The organism is Niallia sp. M35, assembly GCF_050971705.1.
Lineage (GTDB): Bacteria > Bacillota > Bacilli > Bacillales > Cytobacillaceae > Niallia > Niallia circulans_A.
Genome location: NZ_JBPCEP010000029.1, coordinates 23,555 through 45,865 on the forward strand (window position 1 = coordinate 23,555; position 22,311 = coordinate 45,865).

Annotated in this window: 19 protein-coding genes and 1 riboswitch; of the genes, 11 read left to right on the top strand and 8 right to left on the bottom strand. The window is 34.5% G+C overall.

What is annotated here, in order from left to right; all coding sequences use genetic code 11:
• Positions 1 to 121: 121 nt before the first annotated feature.
• The gene (locus NiCM35_RS25740; protein WP_095329014.1) at positions 122 to 904 is read right to left on the bottom strand and encodes a carbon-nitrogen family hydrolase; all 783 of its coding nucleotides are present in this window, start codon (positions 902 to 904) and stop codon (positions 122 to 124) included.
• A gap of 217 nt (positions 905 to 1,121) precedes the next feature.
• On the opposite strand from NiCM35_RS25740, the gene NiCM35_RS25745 reads away from it, so the two are divergent.
• Entirely contained in the window at positions 1,122 to 2,297 is a 1,176-nt protein-coding gene (locus tag NiCM35_RS25745) for a pyridoxal phosphate-dependent aminotransferase (protein WP_123259643.1), read from the top strand.
• A 391-nt stretch (positions 2,298 to 2,688) separates the two neighbouring features.
• Positions 2,689 to 2,958: an aspartyl-phosphate phosphatase Spo0E family protein gene (locus NiCM35_RS25750; RefSeq protein ID WP_123257391.1), complete on the top strand. Its 270-nt coding sequence runs from the start codon at positions 2,689 to 2,691 to the stop codon at positions 2,956 to 2,958.
• A gap of 228 nt (positions 2,959 to 3,186) precedes the next feature.
• Here NiCM35_RS25750 and NiCM35_RS25755 read toward each other — a convergent pair whose 3' ends face one another.
• Positions 3,187 to 4,677 carry a PAS domain-containing sensor histidine kinase gene (locus tag NiCM35_RS25755; RefSeq protein ID WP_164463608.1) on the bottom strand — a complete coding sequence of 497 codons (1,491 nt, stop codon included), beginning with the start codon at positions 4,675 to 4,677 and terminating at the stop codon, positions 3,187 to 3,189.
• Positions 4,678 to 4,850: 173 nt separating this feature from the next.
• Between NiCM35_RS25755 and NiCM35_RS25760 the strand changes: the two genes are divergently transcribed.
• Both NiCM35_RS25760 and NiCM35_RS25765 read left to right on the top strand, forming a co-directional pair.
• Positions 4,851 to 5,291 (top strand): MarR family winged helix-turn-helix transcriptional regulator, encoded by a 441-nt coding sequence (locus NiCM35_RS25760; protein ID WP_095329018.1) that lies wholly within the window; start codon positions 4,851 to 4,853, stop codon positions 5,289 to 5,291.
• A 156-nt stretch (positions 5,292 to 5,447) separates the two neighbouring features.
• Positions 5,448 to 7,142, top strand: coding sequence for a M3 family oligoendopeptidase (locus NiCM35_RS25765; RefSeq protein ID WP_123257393.1), 1,695 nt, complete (start codon positions 5,448 to 5,450; stop codon positions 7,140 to 7,142).
• 49 nt (positions 7,143 to 7,191) lie between these two features.
• On the opposite strand, the gene NiCM35_RS25770 is transcribed toward NiCM35_RS25765, so the two are convergent.
• On the bottom strand, positions 7,192 to 9,348 hold the full coding sequence (locus tag NiCM35_RS25770) for an ATP-dependent Clp protease ATP-binding subunit (RefSeq protein ID WP_095329020.1): 2,157 nt from the start codon (positions 9,346 to 9,348) through the stop codon (positions 7,192 to 7,194).
• Positions 9,349 to 9,607: 259 nt separating this feature from the next.
• On the opposite strand from NiCM35_RS25770, the gene NiCM35_RS25775 reads away from it, so the two are divergent.
• A complete protein-coding gene (locus tag NiCM35_RS25775) occupies positions 9,608 to 10,639 on the top strand; it encodes a YkvI family membrane protein (protein WP_095329021.1) in 1,032 nt (343 codons plus the stop codon).
• A 70-nt stretch (positions 10,640 to 10,709) separates the two neighbouring features.
• On the opposite strand, the gene NiCM35_RS25780 is transcribed toward NiCM35_RS25775, so the two are convergent.
• The gene (locus NiCM35_RS25780) at positions 10,710 to 12,071 is read right to left on the bottom strand and encodes a PFL family protein (protein WP_123257395.1); all 1,362 of its coding nucleotides are present in this window, start codon (positions 12,069 to 12,071) and stop codon (positions 10,710 to 10,712) included.
• 17 nt (positions 12,072 to 12,088) lie between these two features.
• Positions 12,089 to 12,367, bottom strand: a complete 279-nt coding sequence (locus NiCM35_RS25785; RefSeq protein ID WP_031534154.1) for an ACT domain-containing protein — start codon at positions 12,365 to 12,367, stop codon at positions 12,089 to 12,091.
• A gap of 139 nt (positions 12,368 to 12,506) precedes the next feature.
• A riboswitch (glycine riboswitch) is annotated at positions 12,507 to 12,588 on the bottom strand.
• 209 nt (positions 12,589 to 12,797) lie between these two features.
• On the opposite strand from NiCM35_RS25785, the gene NiCM35_RS25790 reads away from it, so the two are divergent.
• On the top strand, positions 12,798 to 12,902 hold the full coding sequence (locus tag NiCM35_RS25790) for a DUF6254 family protein (RefSeq protein WP_235850216.1): 105 nt from the start codon (positions 12,798 to 12,800) through the stop codon (positions 12,900 to 12,902).
• Positions 12,903 to 13,002: 100 nt separating this feature from the next.
• Here NiCM35_RS25790 and NiCM35_RS25795 read toward each other — a convergent pair whose 3' ends face one another.
• Positions 13,003 to 13,176 (bottom strand): YkvS family protein, encoded by a 174-nt coding sequence (locus tag NiCM35_RS25795; RefSeq protein WP_095329023.1) that lies wholly within the window; start codon positions 13,174 to 13,176, stop codon positions 13,003 to 13,005.
• A gap of 478 nt (positions 13,177 to 13,654) precedes the next feature.
• Here NiCM35_RS25795 and ykzS point away from each other — a divergent pair, with 478 nt between their 5' ends.
• Positions 13,655 to 13,849, top strand: coding sequence for a protein YkzS (ykzS, locus tag NiCM35_RS25800; RefSeq protein WP_095329024.1), 195 nt, complete (start codon positions 13,655 to 13,657; stop codon positions 13,847 to 13,849).
• Between the two features lie 123 nt (positions 13,850 to 13,972).
• Here ykzS and NiCM35_RS25805 read toward each other — a convergent pair whose 3' ends face one another.
• Positions 13,973 to 14,329, bottom strand: coding sequence for a PilZ domain-containing protein (locus NiCM35_RS25805; RefSeq protein ID WP_095329025.1), 357 nt, complete (start codon positions 14,327 to 14,329; stop codon positions 13,973 to 13,975).
• Positions 14,330 to 14,987: 658 nt separating this feature from the next.
• Here NiCM35_RS25805 and NiCM35_RS25810 point away from each other — a divergent pair.
• The 4 genes from NiCM35_RS25810 (at position 14,988) to NiCM35_RS25825 (ending at position 21,016) form a co-directional block, all read left to right on the top strand.
• A complete protein-coding gene (locus tag NiCM35_RS25810) occupies positions 14,988 to 15,254 on the top strand; it encodes a phosphocarrier protein HPr (protein ID WP_016200927.1) in 267 nt (88 codons plus the stop codon).
• Entirely contained in the window at positions 15,254 to 16,972 is a 1,719-nt protein-coding gene (gene ptsP, locus NiCM35_RS25815) for a phosphoenolpyruvate--protein phosphotransferase (protein ID WP_095329026.1), read from the top strand. Before NiCM35_RS25810 ends, ptsP begins: the two co-directional genes overlap by 1 nt.
• 358 nt (positions 16,973 to 17,330) lie before the next feature.
• The gene (locus NiCM35_RS25820) at positions 17,331 to 19,979 is read left to right on the top strand and encodes a cation-translocating P-type ATPase (protein WP_095329027.1); all 2,649 of its coding nucleotides are present in this window, start codon (positions 17,331 to 17,333) and stop codon (positions 19,977 to 19,979) included.
• A gap of 161 nt (positions 19,980 to 20,140) precedes the next feature.
• The gene (locus NiCM35_RS25825; RefSeq protein WP_095329050.1) at positions 20,141 to 21,016 is read left to right on the top strand and encodes an NAD(P)-dependent oxidoreductase; all 876 of its coding nucleotides are present in this window, start codon (positions 20,141 to 20,143) and stop codon (positions 21,014 to 21,016) included.
• Between the two features lie 45 nt (positions 21,017 to 21,061).
• Here the strand turns inward: NiCM35_RS25825 and NiCM35_RS25830 are convergent, their stop codons facing one another.
• Complete coding sequence (locus NiCM35_RS25830; RefSeq protein WP_123257398.1) at positions 21,062 to 22,219, bottom strand: aminotransferase A; 1,158 nt, start codon at positions 22,217 to 22,219, stop codon at positions 21,062 to 21,064.
• Positions 22,220 to 22,311: the final 92 nt, after the last annotated feature.

Genomic DNA, 22,311 nt, shown 5'->3' on the forward strand with positions numbered 1-22,311 from the left:
TAAAAAGGATAAATCAGCGAAAAGAAAAACCCGAACTATTACGATGTTATTGTATTATAGTTTGGCTTTTTCTTTATGTAAAATTCTTTTGTCCCACCCTCTAGGTTAATATGTATAAAAATCACGTATAATATGCTGGTTTTCGATCAGCAAATATTGGGATGGTTTTACGTACCTCTGTTACTTTATCTAAATTAATCGCAGCTGTTAGAATTTCTTCCTTCTCGCCGGCTTCTGCAATAATTTCTCCCCATGGGTCAATAATCATGCTATGCCCAGCAAAGATATTATTTGGGTCATTTCCGACACGATTACAAGCAATTACATAACATTGATTTTCAATGGCTCGTGCAATAAGCAGGCTTCTCCAGTGTGCCAATCTTGGTTTTGGCCATTCAGCCACTACAAAGATGGCTTCAGCTCCTTTTGTTGTATGTGCTCTTATCCACTCTGGAAAACGAATATCGTAGCAAATCATACTAGCAAAATTTCTATCCTCTAAAGAAAAAAGGCCATTAGATGTCCCGCTCTTTAAATATAGATGTTCATCCATCAGCTGAAAAAGATGAAGCTTATCATACGTATGTACCACATCACCAGATTTATTTATCACAATAAGTGTATTATAAACCCCTTTTTCTTTATTATTAGCAATAGATCCGCCAATGATATGAACATTATATTTGGAGGCTAATTTACTTAAAAAAGAAATAGTATTTTGAGCTTGTTTATCAGCAATCGCAGCTAATCTTGTTAAATCATAGCCGGTTGACCATAACTCTGGCAGTACAATGATATCACTATTATCCTTGCACGCAGCAATTTTTTTCTCTACCTGTTTAAAATTCTCTTCAGGCCTGCCAAATGCGATATCCATTTGAATTAAACTAATCTGAAATTTCAAATGATTACACCTCTATTCATCTTCGTTAAATTCCGTTATAATGTTAACCAACAAAAAAATTCAATTATTATATTAATTTCGTTATATCATAAAAAAGCGAATTATTAAACGATTATTTCTATTTTAATCACTTATGGAATGTTTATAATCGAATTTTCTAATAGAAGTTTATCCAATAATAATTGGAAGGTTTTATCATTGAAGAAGGTGTGTGTACATGAAGAAATATGATCAATCTCAATTATTAAAGAATTTACCAGAGCAGTTTTTTGCTTCATTAGTTAGTAAAGTTAATAGCTATATTGAAAAAGGATATGATGTGATTAATTTAGGGCAAGGAAATCCAGACCAACCGACACCTTCTCACATTATCAAGAGCTTGCAGATGGCTGCCGAACAGCCTAAGAATCATAAATATTCTCCATTTCGAGGATATAAACATTTAAAGGAAGCTATTAGTGAATTTTATAAAAAAGAATACGATGTTGACTTAGATCCTGAATCAGAGGTGGCGATATTATTTGGAGGAAAGGCCGGCCTTGTAGAGATACCCATATGTTTATTAAATCCAGGCGAAACAGTAATGGTTCCAGACCCTGGTTATCCGGACTATTTATCTGGGATTGCTTTAGCGAATGCAGAGACGGTTTTCATGCCATTGCGTGAAGAAAATAACTTTTTACCAAACTACAAGGAAGTGAGAAGGGAAGAGTTAGAAAAAGCAAAGTTAATGTTCTTAAATTATCCTAACAATCCTACTGGAGCAATAGCAACAAAAGAATTTTTCGCTGAAACAATTTCTTTAAGTAAACAGCATGATATATGTGTTGTCCACGATTTTGCATATGGAGCGATTGGGTTTGATGGAAAAAAACCGCTTAGCTTTTTACAAGTAGAGGGTGCCAAAGACATTGGTGTTGAAATTTATACTTTATCTAAGACATTTAATATGGCAGGTTGGCGAGTTGCCTTTGCAGTTGGAAATCAAAGTGTCATTTCCGCTATAAATCTTTATCAAGATCATTTATATGTTAGTTTATTTGGAGCGATTCAAGAAGCTGCCTATACGGCATTAACAGAATCTTTAGCGTGTATTAGAGATATGAATCAGCTTTACGAACAAAGACGTAATATCTTCATAAATGGACTTAAAAAAATTGGATGGGAAGTCAATGCGCCTGAAGGTTCATTCTTTGCATGGTTAAAAGTACCAGATGGATTTACTTCACAAGAATTTAGTGATTATTTATTAGAAACGGTACATATTGCAATGGCTCCAGGCTCAGGATTTGGTGCATTTGGGGAGGGATATGTCCGAGTTGGTCTATTGACAGAAGAAGAGAGATTGCAAGAGGCGGTTGATAGATTAAAAACACTCTCGATATTTAAGTAATTCCTCGATAATGGATAAGAATTCAGTCGAAAAAAGGCAAAGAATCATGGGAAACAACAACTTCATATGATTCTTTGCCTTTTTGCTCTTAATAAACTAATTTCCAGAAGGGTTGATACTCCTTCATACTAAGATGTTTTCTATTAGGCGAAAGTGACTAAAAAGAAAGCGTTTTCTATTATTGCGAGTTGTTTTCGACTCTTTTCATCAGTGGTTTTGTCGAAAAAAAGAAGCGGAATCAAGAAAAAATAAGTACAAATACCTATTTTGACTTAGAAAAATGTCTAATATTGCGAATCTATTTACTTTTATTTGTTTTATTGTAATAATTCATCAAGTAAACAAATAATGCATTGTTTGTAAGTAAGGAATTTGATTAGGAGGAAGTAAGGTGTATTGTAAGAAAACAGAATTATTATTTGAAATTCAAGATAAAAGGGAGGTAATGATTAAAACAGCGAAAGAGCGTGGAACAATTGATGAAGAGACCATTAGATTGAGTCAAGAACTCGATAAATTAATCTATGAATATCAGCTTGTATTTCGCTACGAAAGTGAGAAAAGAAAACAAATAAAAAGACAATATAAAAACACGCGAATTTTTTGGTCCAATGCTAACCGATATAAGCGGAAAAATTATTCCGAGGTTGTATATAGATAACTAAATGGCGAAGGGTAATGGCAGTGATTACCTTAATAATATTTCATCCAAATCAATGCCCTTCTTTAAAGAAAGATGTGACCTCCATTAAATTACTTATCCTATTATCCACTAATATTTTGACAAAATAAAAAACGCTTCTTTTGTTCAAAAGCTACTATTCTTCTTTTAAGAAGAATAATAGAAAATGAACAGCGTTTATGATGCAAGAAGCGAATAGATAAATAATTATTCCATAATAGGTAAGATTATATTTACCTTTGTGCCTTTCTTTTCCCTACTGGATATATGGATTTCACCATCGAATGATTCAACGATTCTTTTACATACAACGAGCCCCAAGCCAGTCCCTGTTTCCTTCGAAGTATTAAATGGCTCAAATATTTTCTTTAACTGTTGATTGGACATGCCAATGCCATTATCGGTGATTGTAATGATTACGTTTGACTTAACGGAACGTATGGAAAGTTCTAACTGCCCGCCCTTTTCCATTGCTTCAAGCGCATTTTTGGTTAAATTAAGTAATACTTGTTTCATTTGATCGGCGATTCCGAGAATATAAATGTCTTGGTCAGATATCTTTTCTGTATATTTTACATTATATAAATTTGCTTCCGAAACGATAAGCGGATTAAGTTCTGCGATGATTAATTTTAAGTTTATTTTTTGCTTATTTTGTGCAGTTGGCTTTCCTAAGATAAGGAATTGACTTACGATTTCATTTATCCGTACAATTTCTTTTTGGATAATAGAAAAATAAAACTGGTCTTGCTGATCATGATATTTCTCACTTAATAATTGAATGAGACCTTTGATACCAGTTAGAGGATTCCTAATTTCATGTGCAGAACTAGCGGCTAAATTGCCGACAAGTTCTAATTTTTGAATTTCGTTTTGTTTTGCTTCTTCTTCTCTTATTTTACGATGATAGTAAAGAATTAAAAGCATATAAAAGAAATGGAAAATCACCATAAAAAAAAGAAGGACCCATATTTTCGATTTTACGATATTCCAAATATGTGGTTTTTCTAATTCCACAATGATGGTCCAAGGCAGGCGATCAATGGGCATACTTATAACTTCTTTTTTATTGATTGATGCACCATCATTTATATAAAAAATGCGTTCTTTTTGTTCATTCATAATGGCGATGTTTTCCTCTGAGGATAGCATTTTCGTGATATTTATTAAGTGATCGACACGGAGATAAGCAGTTATAATTGAATTTAATTGATTATGGTCACTGATAATAGGCATGGCAATACCGATTACTTTCTGACCGTTGCTTAATACTTCCTCTCTATTAGAAATCACTAAGTCCTTTGAATTAATAACTTCCATTATATAATCCTCTTCAGAGATATCAATCGAATCATACGTATCATTAACCCCAGCAATTGTTTTACCTGAACTATCAAGTAAGAATATACCACCATAAATATGCTCATTCGTAAACACTTTTTTTAATAGGTTATTAATTTCTTCTGCTGAATCGGTATTAGTTTGAATGGAGAGACTTAGAATATTTAAAGAAGAGACGATTTTGTTTATATAAGAGTCCCATTGTCTTTGGTGAATAGAGGCCACCCATTCTGCATGAGCCTTATTTTTTGCTTCTTCTCTATTTACTTGGTAATAAAAAAATAGAATAGTTGTAATAAGGATCGGAATAACGACAATTGCAAAATATAAAAGCTTTTTGTGTGTGTTTATTTTCATCAATAGATTCTCCATAGGGTAATTCCAATATATAGATATAATTATAACATGAAATAGAGAAAGCTCAATGAAGGGGAAGGTTTTCATCTGGAAATTGACAAAAGACCTAGGGAATAATATAATTTATCTGAATTCGAGATAGTGAATTATATACTAATAAGGGAAGTTTATAAATGGCAAAAAAAGATATCGATCAATCATTAAAGTTATATATTGTATTATCACGTGCTTATCGAGCAATAAATGAAAATGTTAATAAGGCAATCACGGCAAACGGCTTAAATCCGACAGAGTTTGCAGTCCTGGAATTGCTGTATCATAAAGGCGATCAGCCGCTACAGCAAATTGGGGGAAAGATTTTGTTAGCAAGTGGGAGCATCACTTATGTGGTAGATAAATTAGAGGAAAAAGGATATTTAAAAAGGGTTGCCTGCCCAACTGATAGACGAGTTACATTTGCACAAATTACTGATAATGGTAAGGGATTAATAGAGAGTATTTTCCCAAATCATGAGCAAAGAATTCATGAAATCATGTCTGAATTGACACCAGATGAAAAAGATACTGCAATTGAATTAATAAAAAGACTTGGATTATCTGTTGGGGATAAATAGGACAAGAAAAACTTATTATAAGCGAGTATTTCAGAAGGAAGATTTATTTTGATAGGAAATAAATCTTCCATTATGAATATTCGCTTTTTTGTATTGGTCTTCCTAGATTTCATGTATAATTAGAGAAGCCAGTTAAAAATGGAGGGATATAAAAGAATGAAGTTTTCGGAATTTACATACAAAAGACCAGATATAAATGAATTTACAATTAGAATGGACGAATTATTAGTAGAGTTTAATCAGGCAGAGCATTTAGATCAACAAATGGCAGCAATGGAAAAAATAAATGAGCTTAGAAATGACATTTCTACTATGTTTAATTTATGCTATATCCGCCATTCTGTTGATACAAATGATGAGTTTTACCAGCAAGAACAAGATTATATCGATGAGATATCACCAAAGGTAGAAGGGCTTATTACAAAGTATTATCAAGCGCTTGTTCAATCTAAATTTAAACCAGAATTAGAAGAAAAATGGGGCAAGCAATTATTTGCATTAGCAGAAGCGCAACTAAAAGTATTCTCAGAGGATATCGTTGAATTACTTCAGCAAGAAAATAAACTCTCTACTGAATATACTAAGCTTGTTGCCTCTGCCAAGATTTTGTTTGAAGGGGAAGAAAGAACACTGGCACAATTACAGCCATTTACAGAATCAAAAAATCGCGAGACGAGAAAGGCAGCAAGTGAAGCCCGGTTTGCTTTTTTCCGTGAACATGAAGAGCAGTTAGATAGAATATACGATGATATGGTGAAGGTTCGGACAGAAATTGCTAATAAGCTAGGCTATAAAAACTTCGTCGAGTTAGGTTATGATCGTATGTATCGCACAGATTATAATGCAGATATGGTTGCGGCTTTTAGAAAACAAGTTGAAGACTATATCGTCCCCCTTGCAACTAAATTAAAAGAAAGACAAAGGGAGAGAATCGGAGTTGACTCCTTAAAATTTTATGATGAACCATTCGAATTTGTAACTGGAAATGCAGCTCCTAAAGGAGATTCAGAGTGGATCGTTGAAAATGGACAAAAGATGTATAATGAATTATCAAAAGAAACGGGTGATTTCTTCTCTTATATGAGAGAAACAGAATTAATGGATTTGGTCGCTAAAAAGGGAAAAGCTGGTGGTGGCTATTGTACTTTTATCGAAAATTATAAAGCACCATTTATTTTCTCAAACTTTAATGGTACATCAGGCGATATTGATGTCTTAACCCATGAAGCAGGTCATGCATTTCAAGTGTATTCTAGCGGCGGCTTTGCTATCCCAGAATACTATTGGCCAACATATGAAGCAGCAGAAATTCATTCCATGAGTATGGAGTTTTTCACATGGCCATGGATGGATTTATTCTTTAAAGAAGATGTAGAAAAATATAAGTTTTCTCATTTAAGTTCTGCCCTGCTATTCCTTCCGTATGGAGTATCAGTTGATGAATTTCAGCATTGGGTTTACGAAAACCCGACGGCTACTCCATCAGAAAGGAAGCAAGCATGGAGAAAGATAGAAAGAAAATATAGTCCTCATCTTGATTATGATGGAAATGAATATCTGGAAAATGGAGGTTTCTGGCAAAAACAAGGACATATTTATAATTCTCCATTCTATTATATTGATTATACATTAGCACAAATATGTGCCTTCCAATTTTGGAAACGTTCAAGAGAGAATAAAGAAGAAGCTTGGGAAGATTATGTCAAGCTTTGCGGCTTGGGAGGCAGTATGCCATTTACAGAATTAGTCAAAGCAGCTAATTTAATTTCTCCTTTTGAAGAAGGCTGTGTGGAATCTGTAGTAGGGGAAATCGATGAATGGTTAAATTCAGTAGATGACCGTAATTTATAAAAATAAAAACCGTGGGAATAATTCCTCCCACGGTTTTAGCTATTTATTTTTATGATAATGTTTTAGAGAGAACTGGTTTTATTTTAATTTGGTCATCCTCTAGAACAGCTGTTAATTCTGTTACAGATGGATCATCAAGAATAACATCTGCCAGTTGATCTTCTAAATGTTCTTGAATCACTCTTCTTAAAGGACGAGCTCCGAAGCTTGGATGGGTACCGAGTTCAACAATTTTCTCTTTTGCAGTGTCCTCTACATGTAAAGTAATATTCTGTTCTTGCAAGTTTTGAGCAAGTTCTTGTATCAATAAATCAGTAATGCGAAGTAAGTGTTCTTTTTCCAGTGTTTTAAACTCAATAATCGCATCAAAGCGGTTAAGAAATTCAGGTTTAAAGAAGTTTCCTAATGTTTGTAATAAATTACTTTCTTCAATGGCATCATTATTTCCAAAGCCAACCACTTTGTGCTTATGACCAACACTAGCATTACTTGTCATGATAATAACAGAATCTTTGAAGCTTACTGTACGTCCTTGACTATCTGTTAAACGTCCATCTTCTAAAATTTGCAGGAAGATAGATTGGATATCAGGATGTGCTTTTTCGATTTCATCTAGCAGGATAATGCTATATGGATTTCTTCTTACTTTTTCCGTTAATTGTCCTGCTTCTTCATGACCGACATAGCCTGGAGGAGAACCAATTATTTTACTAATACTATGTTTCTCCATATATTCACTCATATCTAATCGAATCATGCTGTCTTTGTTGCCAAATAATTCTTCTGCAAGTGTTTTAGTAAGTTCCGTTTTTCCGACCCCAGTTGGACCGACAAATAGGAAGCTTCCGATTGGTCTTGTTTTTGATTTTAGTCCTGCTCTACTACGCTTAATAGCTTTCGCCACTTTGCGGACTGCCTCGTCCTGGCCAATCACTTTTGCAGCTAAACGTTCACTCAAAAACTTCATTTTTTGTTGCTCATCTTCCTGTAATTTTCCAACAGGAATCCCCGTTTTCTTTTCGATAAGTTGTTGAATAAGGGTAACATCGACAATCGGTTTTTCTTCTATATTTGGTTCGTTTATAGCTTTTTCAAGCTGTTGCTCTTCTTTACGTAATTCTGCTGCTTTCTCGTAATTTTCTTCTTTCAATGCTTGTTCTTTTTCTTTTGCTATCATAGCAAGACGATTTTCAATTTCTTCTGTGTTTTGATAAGTAGAAGAAAGATTCATTTTAGAACCAGCCTCATCCATTAAATCAATTGCTTTATCTGGTAAAAAGCGATCTTGGATATAACGATGAGAGAGCTCTGCACATGCTTTAATTGCATCCTCAGTATAAGTAACTTCATGGAACTTTTCATACTTATCCTTAATACCATTTAAGATGGAAAGAGTTGCCTCAACAGATGGCTCACTTACCTGTACCGGCTGGAATCTTCGCTCTAATGCAGCATCTTTTTCGATTTGACGGTATTCTTTTAAGGTAGTTGCCCCAATGATATGCAATTCGCCACGAGCGAGTGCTGGTTTTAGAATATTACCTGCATCCATTGATCCTTCTGCAGAACCTGCCCCAACTAACTGGTGAATTTCATCGATAAAGACGATTACATTCTTTCGAGCTTGTACTTCTTGAATTACTTGCTTCATTTTTTCTTCAAATTGTCCTCGAATTCCAGTATTCGAAACAAGGGAAGCAACATCCAATAAATAAATTTCTTTGTTTTGTAATTTTTTTGGAACATTACCTTCTATAATTTTTAATGCTAAGCCTTCCGCTATTGCTGTTTTTCCGACACCAGGTTCGCCAATTAGCACAGGATTGTTTTTATTTCTACGATTTAGGATTTCAATAACACGTTCGATTTCATTTTCTCTGCCGATAACGGGATCAATCAAACCAGCGTTCGCCATTTGATTTAAATTTTTTCCGTGTTTATCAAGAATACCTGCTTTTTTATGGTTGTTAGTAAAAGGAGCTTCCTTTGAAGTACTAGCTCCCCCTAATGGATTTGATTGGTTAAATGATTGAAATAACTCATCAAAAGGGGAAGGTTGGAAAAACATTGGGCCACTTTGTGCTGTCATTTTTTGCTTTTCTTTTTGATAGCATGCATGACATAGATTCATTGTGCTTTCCATATTGTTAAAAACAAATCGTAAACTGATTGTTGCATTATTTTGTTGGCACATTTCACATTTCATTGTAAATATCCTCCTTTTGAATTTGACTAATATTGACCTTTTGTAATTATGATTATACTTTGACCTTTTTTGACTTTCAAGTATTTTGCTTCAAAATAAAATTTAGAAATTTATGTATATAGGAAATTTCTTTGTGTCTATACCAATTTTCCTATTTTAAAAGGGTTAAACGTCATGGATAAAATAAATTTTTAATAGGCTAAAATGCTCGTCATTGTTTGTCCATTTCTACATATAGTTGATGTAAGGAGGGAAATATGTGAAAAATAAATGGAGTGCTGCAATTCAGCTTGCAGCAGTTTATGTAGGCACGGTAGTTGGTGCTGGCTTTGCGACAGGGAGAGAAATAGTGGTGTTCTTTTCACAATATGGATTTATTGGCTTTTTAGGGATACTTTTAAGTGGGATTATTTTTGCCTATTTCGGAGCAAAATTAATGAGGATATCTGTCAAAATAAAGGCATCTTCCTATCAAGAATTTACCATTTACTTGTTTGGTAACATTGTTGGAAACATGATTAACTTTCTATTATTATTAATGCTTTTAGGTGTTTGCGCCGTGATGTTTTCAGGAGCGGGTGCTGTATTTGAAGAGCAGCTTGGGCTGAATAAAAGCACTGGTGTCATCTTTACTATTATTCTTTCCTTACTTGTTATGAGAGTTGGTACAAAGGGATTGTTTGCTGTAAACACTTTTGTTGTACCTATTATGATTACTTTTAGTTTTATTTTATTTCTACTTTCTATATCTTTGCCTGGGTTTTTTGGTGAGATATTTCAGATGGAGAATATTTCATGGAAAACGATCAGTTCTCCATTTTCGTATACTGCTTTAAATTTAGCTTTGGCCATTGCGGTTCTAGTACCTGCTGCCTCTGAAATCGGCGATGAAGAAGTGGCAAAATGGGGAGGGATATTAGGTGGAATCGCTTTAATGCTTATTTTAATATCTAGTCATTTTTCTCTTATTATGCTATCAGATGTTTACCGGTATTCCATTCCGATGGCTGTCATTATGAAAAATTTGGCTCCTCAGCTTTCATGGGTATATATATTAGTGATTTATGGAGAAATTTTCAGTTCTGTTATTGGGAATATCTATGGATTAGAGAGGCAGTTGCGCAGTTTTATTCCTTTACCAAGCATGGTTATAATTGGAGGAATTATTTTAATTTCTTATCTAATTAGTTACGTCCAATATGGTACGCTATTATCCTTTTTATATCCTATATTTGGATATATAAGTTTAGTTTTCTTACTATTCTTATGGAGAAAGCCCATACCAAAATGATGAATAGCAAGACAAGAAGTTCCCTATTGCTCAGGAAAAGATAGGGATACTTCTTGTCCAGTATATAATACTAATTAATTAAAGCTTGTAGAGGAGATGGAATACGTCCACCACGATTAATTAATTTATCAGAGCTATACGGATTGACACCCATAACAGGTGCTCGACCTAATAATCCGCCGAATTCAACGATTTCTCCTTCTTTTTTCCCTGGAACAGGAATAACGCGAACAGCTGTTGTTTTTTTATTAATCATCCCAATGGCTGCTTCATCGGCAATTATGGCAGATAAAGTAGCAGCTGTAACATCTCCAGTAAGAGCAATCATGTCAAGGCCAACAGAGCAGACACATGTCATTGCCTCTAATTTAGACAGGGTTAAGCTATTGTCTAAAATCCCTTTAATCATTCCATTGTCTTCGCTCACTGGAATAAAGGCTCCGCTTAATCCGCCCACATAGCTGCTTGCCATTGCACCACCTTTTTTTACTGCATCATTCATTAAGGCGAGGGCAGCAATAGTGCCATGAGTTCCAACTCGTTCTAAGCCGATTTCTTCTAATATCTCTGCAACACTATCGTTAATAGCGTTTGTTGGAGCAAGAGATAGGTCCATAATACCGAAAGGCACGTTTAATCGTTCCGCAACGACACGACCTATTAATTCACCAGCACGAGTAATTTTAAAGGTTGTTTTTTTGATGATATCTGATACTTCGCCTAAATCTGCTGCAGGATATTTTTTTAGTGCACTTAAAACGACTCCAGGACCACTAACCCCTACATTGATAACAACTTCTCCTTCACCAGCTCCATGGAAAGCACCTGCCATGAAGGGATTATCCTCCACAGGATTACAGAAGACAACGAGCTTAGCGCAAGCTAAACCATTTGTATCTTTCGTATTTTCTGCTGCTTTTTTGATAATTTCTCCCATTTGTTTGACAGCATCCATATTAATTCCTGTTCTTGTCGTAGCAACAGAGACAGAAGAACAAACACGTTCCGTAACAGAAAGTGCTTCTGGGAGAGCGTCTAATAATGTTTGATCCCCTTTAGAAATCCCTTTATGAACAAGAGCAGAATATCCACCAATGAAATCTACATTTAAATCTTTTGCTGCTTTGTCTAGGGTTTTGGCAAGCGTTACAGCCTGTTCTACTGTACTATTTCCAAGTATTTCGGCAATAGGGGTGATGGAAATCCGCTTATTAATAATAGGAATTCCATACTCCTTTTCTACCGCATTTGCTACTTCTGTTAATTTGCTTGCATAAGTTGTAATTTTTTTGTATACAGAATCATTTAATTTTTGGAAATCAGAATCAGCACAATCATAAAGACTGATTCCCATTGTCACAGTACGAATATCAAGATTCTCCATCTGTACCATGTTGATTGTTTCCATCATTTCATTTAATGCAATTTTCATTATTGGACCCTCTTTTCTTAAACGCGGTGCATAGATTGGAAGATTTCTTCTAATTGGATATTTATTTTTAAATGAAGTTGCTCGCTTAGTTCGTCAAACTGTTTTGTTAAGTTATCTAAGTTTTCTTTATCAGTGATATCTACGAGCATCATCATCGTAAAGAAATCCTGGAGAATGGTTTGACTTATATCTAGGATATTGATGTGATTATTAGAAAGGATTGTTGTAACCTTACTGATAATCCCGATTTGATCTTTTCCAATTACGCTGACAACTGCGCGACGTTGTTGAACCATCATTTCACCTCATAATTTCCTATTGTTTTACATCTTAAATAAAAGAGTAGGGAAGAATGTATGAAAAAAACAGATTGGAGACACCAATCTGTTTAAAAGGATAAGAAGAACCAGGACATGATAACTTTAAGTATGTATTGGTTGATCTTCTGTCCTTTTACCTGAGATTGTGAATCCTTCGGTGCCGTTTTTTACAGAACGGTCTCTCCAGAAGCTGCTCCTGTTATAGTTTGATCCATAACATTCATAGCATGCAATTATTTAAGAAATATAATGTGATGTTAACAGTTTTTTATCAAGTGGTCAACAGAATATTTGCAAACATAGTGTCATTTAGATGGGGGAGAATAAGTCTTAAAACGTTAAGAAAGAAATGGATAAAAAACGAAATACTGTTCATGATAAAACGGAAAGGATGGAGGTGAGAAAAGTGTCAAAAGCGCAGAGCGAAAAAGAAAGAGAATGGACTGTACGTAAGCAGAAACAAAAGCCGCATGGAAAAGTAAAAACGAAAAAGGAATTAGCAGAAGAGTAGTCTCTTCTTTATAATATAGAAGTTAGGTGTAAAGCGCATACAAAAAAGAAGTCAATAAGTGGGGAAATTCCCAATCTGACTTCTTTTTTAGGTTTCTTGATTATTTTATGATACGATAATTTTTATGGTTAACAACAGTTCTTTGCTCTAGCTCTAAATCGCGATAATTACTCATATAAGTCAAATCAACAATAACTGAATTTTCATTTACTTTTTCTACAATGCCTTGCAAGCCTCTAAATTCAATAATATTTCCAACCTCAGCTATTTTCACGCACAATCTCTCCTTATCATTCCAAAATTTATATAAATTCTGAATATAGTTTTCACTACTTCGAACTTATTCGTAAACATATAAGTATATAAACTTACTAAATATATACTATGAAAATATGAATAAAATGTGTGTTACTAACTTTTTTGAAATAGGTTTAATGCTTGTTACTAAATAATTAATTCTCCTTCATTAATAGGGAAACGCTGGTTAATCGAAAAATTATGTATTTTGTGTGAAAAGAAAGTGGTATAAGGAACCATTTTCTCGAATAACCGATTATTCGACTATCCTTGATGATTAAAATGCATACACTTTTCTGATATTAGATGATATTATAACATAATTAGTAGAATTATACATAATAATATCAGAAATAGTTCCATAAAAAGGAATTATGCAGAATTCTTTACTTAAAGTCAAAAAGTAATTTAAAATATGGTCAAAAAAATAATGGAAAGGTTAATTGGTGAAATGGATGAATAAAGAAATAGTCGAAGAAATTTTAGATAAGTTAATGAAGAGAGAAATAGAAAGCTATCGAGTGAAAAAAGAAGATTTTCTTGCATTCCGATCAGAATTAGTAAAGAGGGAAGATTTCAAACATTTTAAAGGAATTGCCGAAATAGGAGGAGATGTTACATATAAATATATGGATGAACCGAGAAGTTAAACTGTTGAAATAAATCGTTTCTATAGTATACATAGTGCATACAAACAAACCTCGCTTTTTTATAAGCGGGGTTTGTCAATAGATGTAAACGAAAATCTATTACTTGTGCTATTGAGGTGTATCTTAGTTCTCTATTCGTGAAAGTTCCTTCAGTCCCCTGATGATCTGCTGCTTGGCTTCCGGAGTTCCTGTCCCTTCAAAGCCATATTCATATAGGTTCCCGATCTTTTTCTTCCACGATATATGACCAGGCATTACTATTTCCCTTCCATTTAGAGGGAACTGTAGTTGTAAAAGTAATCGTGTATCATCAGCTGGTAAGTCATATTCTGTTCGAAAACGTAACCCATTGGGGCTTATATTATTTATAGAAGCATGACCTTTATTAGAAAGAGTAGCTTCGTCAACTTTTACAGTAAATGTAGCATCTATAAAATCAGTTAATTGATATCGAAAAGATTCTTTCCGGTTGTATCTCATAATTCTCCTCACTTTAGTCCATGATCCAGTTAAAGCATTAATGTTTGTAGAAAAATGGCATTAATCTTGATAACGATTTAGTTTCCATTCTAAGTACATCTTAATAATGTTTACATAGAATTTACGTAACATGAAAGTTTTAATAATATTTAAGCTTGTTTAAGGAGATAATGCAATATATTTTTCAGTTTATATTGGTTTCTATGCAAATCCGTAACTGAATAAAAGTTTATAATATGGGGATTTTATAAAACAGGAATTAATCCCAAAATGGACTAATTCCCCTAAAATTCCCCATAAAGTTAACTATTTTTTGTCGTTTAGTAAATTTTGATTGTCTATATAACAAAGAAATGCTATTCTTTCATTTGAGATGTCTTTTTCAAAAACTTAAATTACCTGCCTATTTTGAACACTATCTTACATGTTCTCATCTTTTTAGAAGATGCTATAAATGGTTGTAAAGAAAGTTTGTGTGCATAGACAATTAATTTTTTTTCGACAAAATACATAGCTTTCAGTTTACAATTGTAATATATAAATTATATATTATTTATGATAAACAATTGTTGGTTTATAATTAAGGTTGTTTAAGTTTGAAAAGTTTAGCTTATGTTAACATCTTATAACTTAATCGATAAAGGAGAATGATTTTATTATGGTAGAAAAACAATTTAAAGTTATTGCAGATACAGGAATTCATGCTAGACCGGCGACTCTTTTAGTACAAGCTGCTAGCAAGTTTGATTCAGATATTCAATTAGAATATAAAGAGAAAAAAGTGAATCTTAAATCGATTATGGGTGTTATGTCATTAGGTATTGCTCAAGGTGCTGATATTAAAATTATTGCTGAAGGTAACGACGAACAAGAAGCAATTAATGGATTACAAGAAACTTTAAATAAAGAAGGTTTGGCAGAATAATGAGTTTTTTACAAGGAATTGCTGCATCTAGTGGAATAGCCATTGCTAAAGCTTATCGCCTAGTTGAACCAGATCTTTCTTTTGAAAAGACTAGTGTGGAAAATGCAGAAAGTGAAATTTCTCGTTTTCAAGAAGCTTTAAATAAAGCGAAATCAGAATTAGAAGCTATTCGTGAAAAAGCTAATAAAGAGCTTGGTGCAGATAAAGCTGCTATTTTTGAAGCGCATTTATTAGTATTAAGTGATCCAGAATTAATTGCACCTATTGAAGACAAAATTAAAACAGATCTAGTAAACGCAGAATTTGCATTAAAAGAAACAACAGACATGTTTATTACGATGTTTGAATCAATGGATAACGAGTATATGCAAGAAAGAGCTGCAGATATTCGTGATGTAACAAAACGTGTAATGTCTCACCTTTTAGGCGTACATTTAGCAAATCCAAGTATGATTTCTGAAGAAGTAGTTGTAGTTGCAGAAGATTTAACACCATCTGATACTGCACAACTTAACCGTCAATTTGTTAAGGGATTCACAACAGATATTGGTGGAAGAACATCTCACTCAGCTATCATGGCTCGTTCTTTAGAAATTCCTGCTGTTGTAGGGACAAAAAAAGCAACAGAAGAAATTAATAATGGCGATTTAGTCATTGTTGATGGATTAAAAGGAGAAATCCATGTTAATCCAACACCTGAAGTAGTCGAAAGCTATAAAAAAGTTGCTGAGCAATATGAACAGCAAAAAGCAGAATGGGCTAAGTTAGTGAATGAACAAACAGTAAGCTCTGACGGTGTTCATGTTGAACTTGCAGCAAATATCGGTACACCTAATGATTTAGAAGGGGTAACGAATAACGGTGCAGAAGCTGTCGGTTTATATCGTACAGAATTCTTATACATGGGAAGAGATCAGCTTCCAACAGAAGATGAGCAATTTGAGTCTTATAAAGCTGTTCTTGAAGGCATGAAAGGGAAGCCAGTTGTTGTTCGTACATTAGATATTGGTGGAGATAAAGAATTACCTTATTTAGATCTGCCAAAAGAAATGAACCCATTCTTAGGTTTCCGTGCAATTCGTCTTTGCTTAGAGGAGAAAGATATTTTCCGTACGCAATTAAGAGCATTGCTGCGTGCAAGCTCATATGGAAATCTAAAAATCATGTTCCCAATGATTGCTACATTAAATGAATTCCGCGCAGCTAAAGCTCTTTTAGAAGAAGAAAAGGCTAATTTAGTGTCTGAAGGCGTTAAAGTTGCAGACAAAATCGAACTAGGAATCATGGTGGAAATTCCTTCTACAGCAGTGCTTGCAGATCAATTTGCGAAAGAAGTTGACTTCTTTAGCATTGGAACAAATGATTTAATCCAATATACAATGGCTGCAGACCGTATGAACGAACGCGTTTCATACCTTTACCAACCATACAATCCTTCTATTCTGCGTCTTGTTAAAATGGTTATTGATGCAGCACATAAAGAAGGTAAATGGGCAGGTATGTGTGGAGAGATGGCAGGAGATGAAACGGCTATTCCTTTATTATTAGGATTAGGCTTAGATGAATTCTCTATGAGTGCTACATCCATCTTAAAAGCAAGATCACAAATTCTAAATCTTTCTAAAGCAGAAATGGAAGAGTTAGCAGAAAAAGCATTACAAATGTCTACAACGGAAGAAGTTATGGAAGCAGTTAAAGCTGCTGCAAAACTTTCTTAAATAAACAGGTTTATCCTTAAAAATAGTGGGTATAAATAAAAATAGCATAAGCTCTTTTTACAAGTTAGCTTAACGCTATTCTCATTTTCCCCTTATTTGAACTGACTAGATGACTCTAGTCAGTTTTTTTTTGCCTATCTTTAACGTTTCATCCATACATGAAAAGGAAAGACGGAGGCAAAATACAAATATTCTATTGTTTTTTTAGACAGGTTTATAGAAATTAAATAATGGGAAGGGGTTTTAAATAGAAGTATGCCACTATACATATGAACAGAGAACAGTTTATTTGTTCCATTTCATCATTGTCAAAAAAGGAGTTAATAAGGCGGAACAATAAGGAGTTGAATAAAGTCACGTGGAATTTTATCAAAAGGATAAAGAAGCAGTATTAAAAAATTTACAGTCATCTGAACAAGGACTATCAACAGACAAAGTAAAAGAAATTTTGGAAAATGAGGGTTACAATGAGCTTCAAGATAAAGAAAAAGTACCAACTTGGAAGCTCTTTTTAGAAACATTTAAAGACCCAATGGTTATTGTCTTATTACTAGTAATTATTATCCAATTAATCATGGGTAAATTTGTAGAATCTCTTATTATCTTTTTAGTGTTATTGCTAAATTCTGTTATTAGTGTGATTCAAACAAAAAAGGCAGAAAGTTCTTTAGATGCTTTGCGTAATATGAGCGCACCGGAGGCAAAAGTAAGGCGAGATAATACCAATATCACCATTCCTGCACGGGAGTTAGTTCCAGGAGATATCGTCTTTCTAGAAGCTGGTGATTTTATCCCCGCAGATGGACGTATTTTAGAAAGTGGTTCTCTGAAAGTAAACGAAGGAATGTTAACAGGGGAATCAGAAGCTATTGAAAAACAAGAAAAAGTAATAGACGAGGAAGCAGCACTTGGCGACCGGATTAATATGGTATACAGTAGTTCACTAGTCGTTTATGGCCGAGGGATCTTTGTTGTAACCGGCACTGGGGAAAAAACGGAAATTGGTAAAATTGCTGATATGCTTAATAAAGCAGAGGAAAAGCAAACACCATTACAACAGAAGCTTGCAGAATTTAGTAAAAAATTAGGAGTAGGAATACTTCTCTTATCTATTCTTATTTTTGCTATTCAAGCATTAAGGATATGGTTAGGAGATGGAAATGTTGATGTTACAACTTCTATTCTTAATGCGTTACTATTTGCCGTAGCCGTAGCTGTAGCGGCTATTCCAGAAGCTTTATCATCTATTGTAACCATTGTCTTGTCGGTTGGAACCAATAAAATGGCAAAACAGAGTGCTATTATACGAAAATTGCCTGCAGTCGAGACGCTAGGTTCTACCAGTGTGATATGTACAGATAAAACTGGAACACTGACACAAAATAAAATGACTGTAACCGATTATTTTATACCGGAAGGAGAAAGAGAACATTTACCACCAGATCCTTCCCAATGGAATCATTCAGAAACTTTTTTACTAAATATAGCTGTATTATGTAATGATTCGTACATTAATAAAGAAAATAGAGAAGTGGGAGATCCCACAGAAGTAGCGCTTATTAACTTTTATAATGATGGTAAAAGAAATTATGAACAAATTCGCTCTAGATATCCGAGAGAAGCAGAATTACCGTTTGATTCGGATCGCAAACTAATGTCTACGATTCATACCATTGATAATAAACGTTTCATGCTTGTAAAAGGTGGCCCAGATGTTATGTTTAACCGGGCGACAAAAATATTAGTAAATGAAAGGGAAGAACCTTTTACAAATGAATGGTTAAAGAAACTGCAGGAGGCTAATGAGGATTTTTCCAATCAAGCTTTAAGAGTTCTTGCATATGGATATAAGCATGTACCCAATGATAAGACAATTATAACGGAAGAAGATGAATCGGAACTCATCCTTGTTGGTTTAACGGCGATGATGGATCCACCACGTGAAGCTGTTTATGGATCGATTGAGCAAACAAAAGATGCGGGGATTCGAACAGTAATGATTACAGGAGATCATAAAACTACCGCACAAGCCATTGGTCGTAAAATCGGCTTGATGGAGGATAATGATATTGCTTTAACGGGGCAAGAATTAGATGCATTATCAGAAGAAGAACTGAATCAAAAATTAGAACAAATTTCTGTCTATGCACGTGTTTCTCCAGAAAATAAAATTCGCATTGTGCGAGCTTGGCAAAAGAAAAATCGAATTGTTGCTATGACAGGTGATGGTGTTAATGATGCGCCAGCATTAAAACAGGCAGACATCGGTATTGCAATGGGAAGCGGGACAGATGTTGCCAAAGATTCAGCTGACATGATTCTTACGGATGATAACTTTGTTTCGATTGTAAATGCTGTAGGAGTAGGAAGAACTGTTTTTGACAATATCAAAAAATCAATTGGCTATTTGTTTGCAGGGAACTTCGGCGCTATTATAGCGATCTTGTTTGCAGTGATTGCAGGATGGGCAAATCCCTTTACAGCATTACAATTATTATTTATAAACTTAGTAAATGACTCCTTACCAGCCATTGCTCTTGGAATGGAGAAATCAGAGCCTGGTGTAATGAAGCGAAAACCTCGAGACGTCAAAGAAGGAATTTTTGCAGGTGGGACGCTTCGGGCGGTTGTTGTAAGAGGGGTATTAATTGGGATTGCGGTAATTATCTCTCATTATATTGGTTTACAGCATTCAGATGAATTAGGAGTAGCGATGGCTTTCACCACGTTAATCCTTTCTCGTTCCTTGCAAACCTTTGCTGCGCGTTCTAGCACCCAAACAATCATTGGAGTCGGATTATTTTCTAATAAATATGTATTAGGAGCAGTAGGTATTTGTTTCTTACTTTATTTAGTTACTATCCTGCCTTTTGCTAGAGAAGTGTTCGCCATTCCTGATTCCTTTGGCTTAAATGAATGGTTAATTGCAGCTGGATTGGCCATCGGAGCAGTAATAGCAATGGAAATAATGAAAATGCTTCTTGTGCGGGTATTACGTAATAAGTAAAAGAAAAAACTACCTAGTATTATCCAATTGGTTTAGAAAGATTGGGATATTGGGTAGTTTTTTTCTATTAGCAGTTTTCAATCTTATATAGAAGAATTATACATGCTTTCATGATACTATTAGAAAAAGAAAGTTATTTGCCAAAAAAGGGAGAGGATCGGATGTTGGCGAAAGAAACAACTATAATTGGTTTTATTGGTACTGGTGTAATGGGAAAAAGTATGGCAAGCCATTTATTGCATGCAGGATATCCTGTTATGGTGTATAACCGTACGAAAGCAAAGGCAGACGAACTAGTAGCTGCTGGAGCAGAATGGGCAGACAGTCCCTATGAAATTGCTTTAAAAGCAAATGTCATTATTACAATTATTGGTTATCCGAAAGATGTAGAGGAAATATATTTAGGAGAACTAGGATTAATTAACAATGCCAAAGAAAATACATATTTAATCGATATGACCACCTCCACTCCTAGTCTTGCTAAGAAAATATATGAAGAGGCGAAAAAGAAAAATATATATGCAGTAGATGCCCCTGTAAGTGGTGGAGATGTAGGGGCAAGAGAAGGAAAGTTATCCATTATGGTAGGTGGGGAAGAAGCGGTTTTCCAACAGCTTCTGCCTCTATTCGAGATACTGGGCACTAATATTGTCTATCAAGGGTCTGCAGGTTCTGGTCAACATACGAAAATGTGTAATCAAATTGCCATTGCTTCTACAATGATTGGTGTAAGTGAAGCTATCGTTTATGCGCAAAAAGCGGGACTAGATCCTGAAAAAGTATTGCAGAGTATCTCAAGCGGAGCCGCGGGGAGCTTTTCCTTAAGTAATTTAGCACCTAGAATGATAAAAGGGGATTTTGAACCAGGATTTTATATCAAGCATTTTATAAAAGATATGAGAATTGCCCTTAAAGAAGCAGAGGAAATGCAAATGGAAACACCAGGATTATCTCTTGCGGAAACATTGTACAGCCGCTTGTCAGCAAAAGGAGAAGATGAGAGCGGAACACAAGCTTTATATAAATATTGGGATTGAAAAAACAGCTTCTAATCGGTGAAAGCCAAGATTAGAAGCTGTTTTTTATTTTGCTAGATGTAGTTTTATATATTCCTCTAATCGATTACATGCCTCTTCCAATGTTTCCATAGAATAGGCAAAGGAAATTCGAAAATATCCTTCCCCTAATTCAGAAAAAGCACTTCCAGGAACAACCGCTAGATTTACTTTATCGACTAGATCAAGGCAAAAATCAAAAGAATTCAATTTAGTTGTTGGAACTTTTATGAAGAAGTAAAACGCCCCATCTGGCATGACTACATCCAATCCGATAGAGGACAAGCGATCATACACATATTTTCTTCTTCTTTGATAATCTTCTCTCATAGGTGCTGCATCATTAATACCAACAGTTAAAGCTTCTAATGCCGCTTTTTGCGAGATTGAAGAGGCACAAGTTACATTATATTGATGGACTTTAAGGATTTGTTGACAAAGATAGGAAGGAGCAAATAATAGACCAACTCTCCATCCAGTCATGCTATGTGATTTAGAAAGACCATTAATCACAATAGTTTGTTCGCGTAGATATTGAGCAATGGATACATGCTCTTGATCATATAATAATTCACTGTATATTTCATCGGCTAAAATAAAGATATCTTTTCCTTTAATTAGGGCTGCAATCTCCTTGATTTCTTCTTTTGTTAGGCTGACACCTGTTGGATTTGATGGATAGGGTAAGACGATACATCTTGTTCTTTCCGTGATATATTTTTTTATGACCTCAGCTGTAAAGCGGAAAGACGTATGACGAATATCAGCATGCACAGGAATCGCACCACATAAACGAATAATTGGTTCGTATCCAGGATATACAGGTCCTGGCAGGATGACCTCCACTCCATCGTCGAGAATCGTTCGAAATGTAACATCAATAGCTTCGCTAGCTCCCACGGTAACAATCACTTCTTTGGAAGGATCATAAGAAAGATTATATTTTGTATTTACAAATTGAGATGCCGCTTCCCGTAACGCAAGGTCTCCAGCATTATGTGTATAGGAAGTATAGTTTTCATCAATGGAGGTTTTTGCTGCCTCTTTAATATGTAGTGGAGTAGGAAAATCGGGCTGGCCAATGGTTAAAGAAACCATTCCTTTTTTTCCAGCGACCATATTAGCGAACTTTCTGATACCAGAAATCTCAATATTTTTAACTTTTTTATTGATTAAATGTTCCATAACAAGTCTCCTATCGTAACGTATTCTATTATGATATCAAAAGCGATGATTGTTTTAAATACATAAACAAATAAAAAGAGCAGGGTATAGAA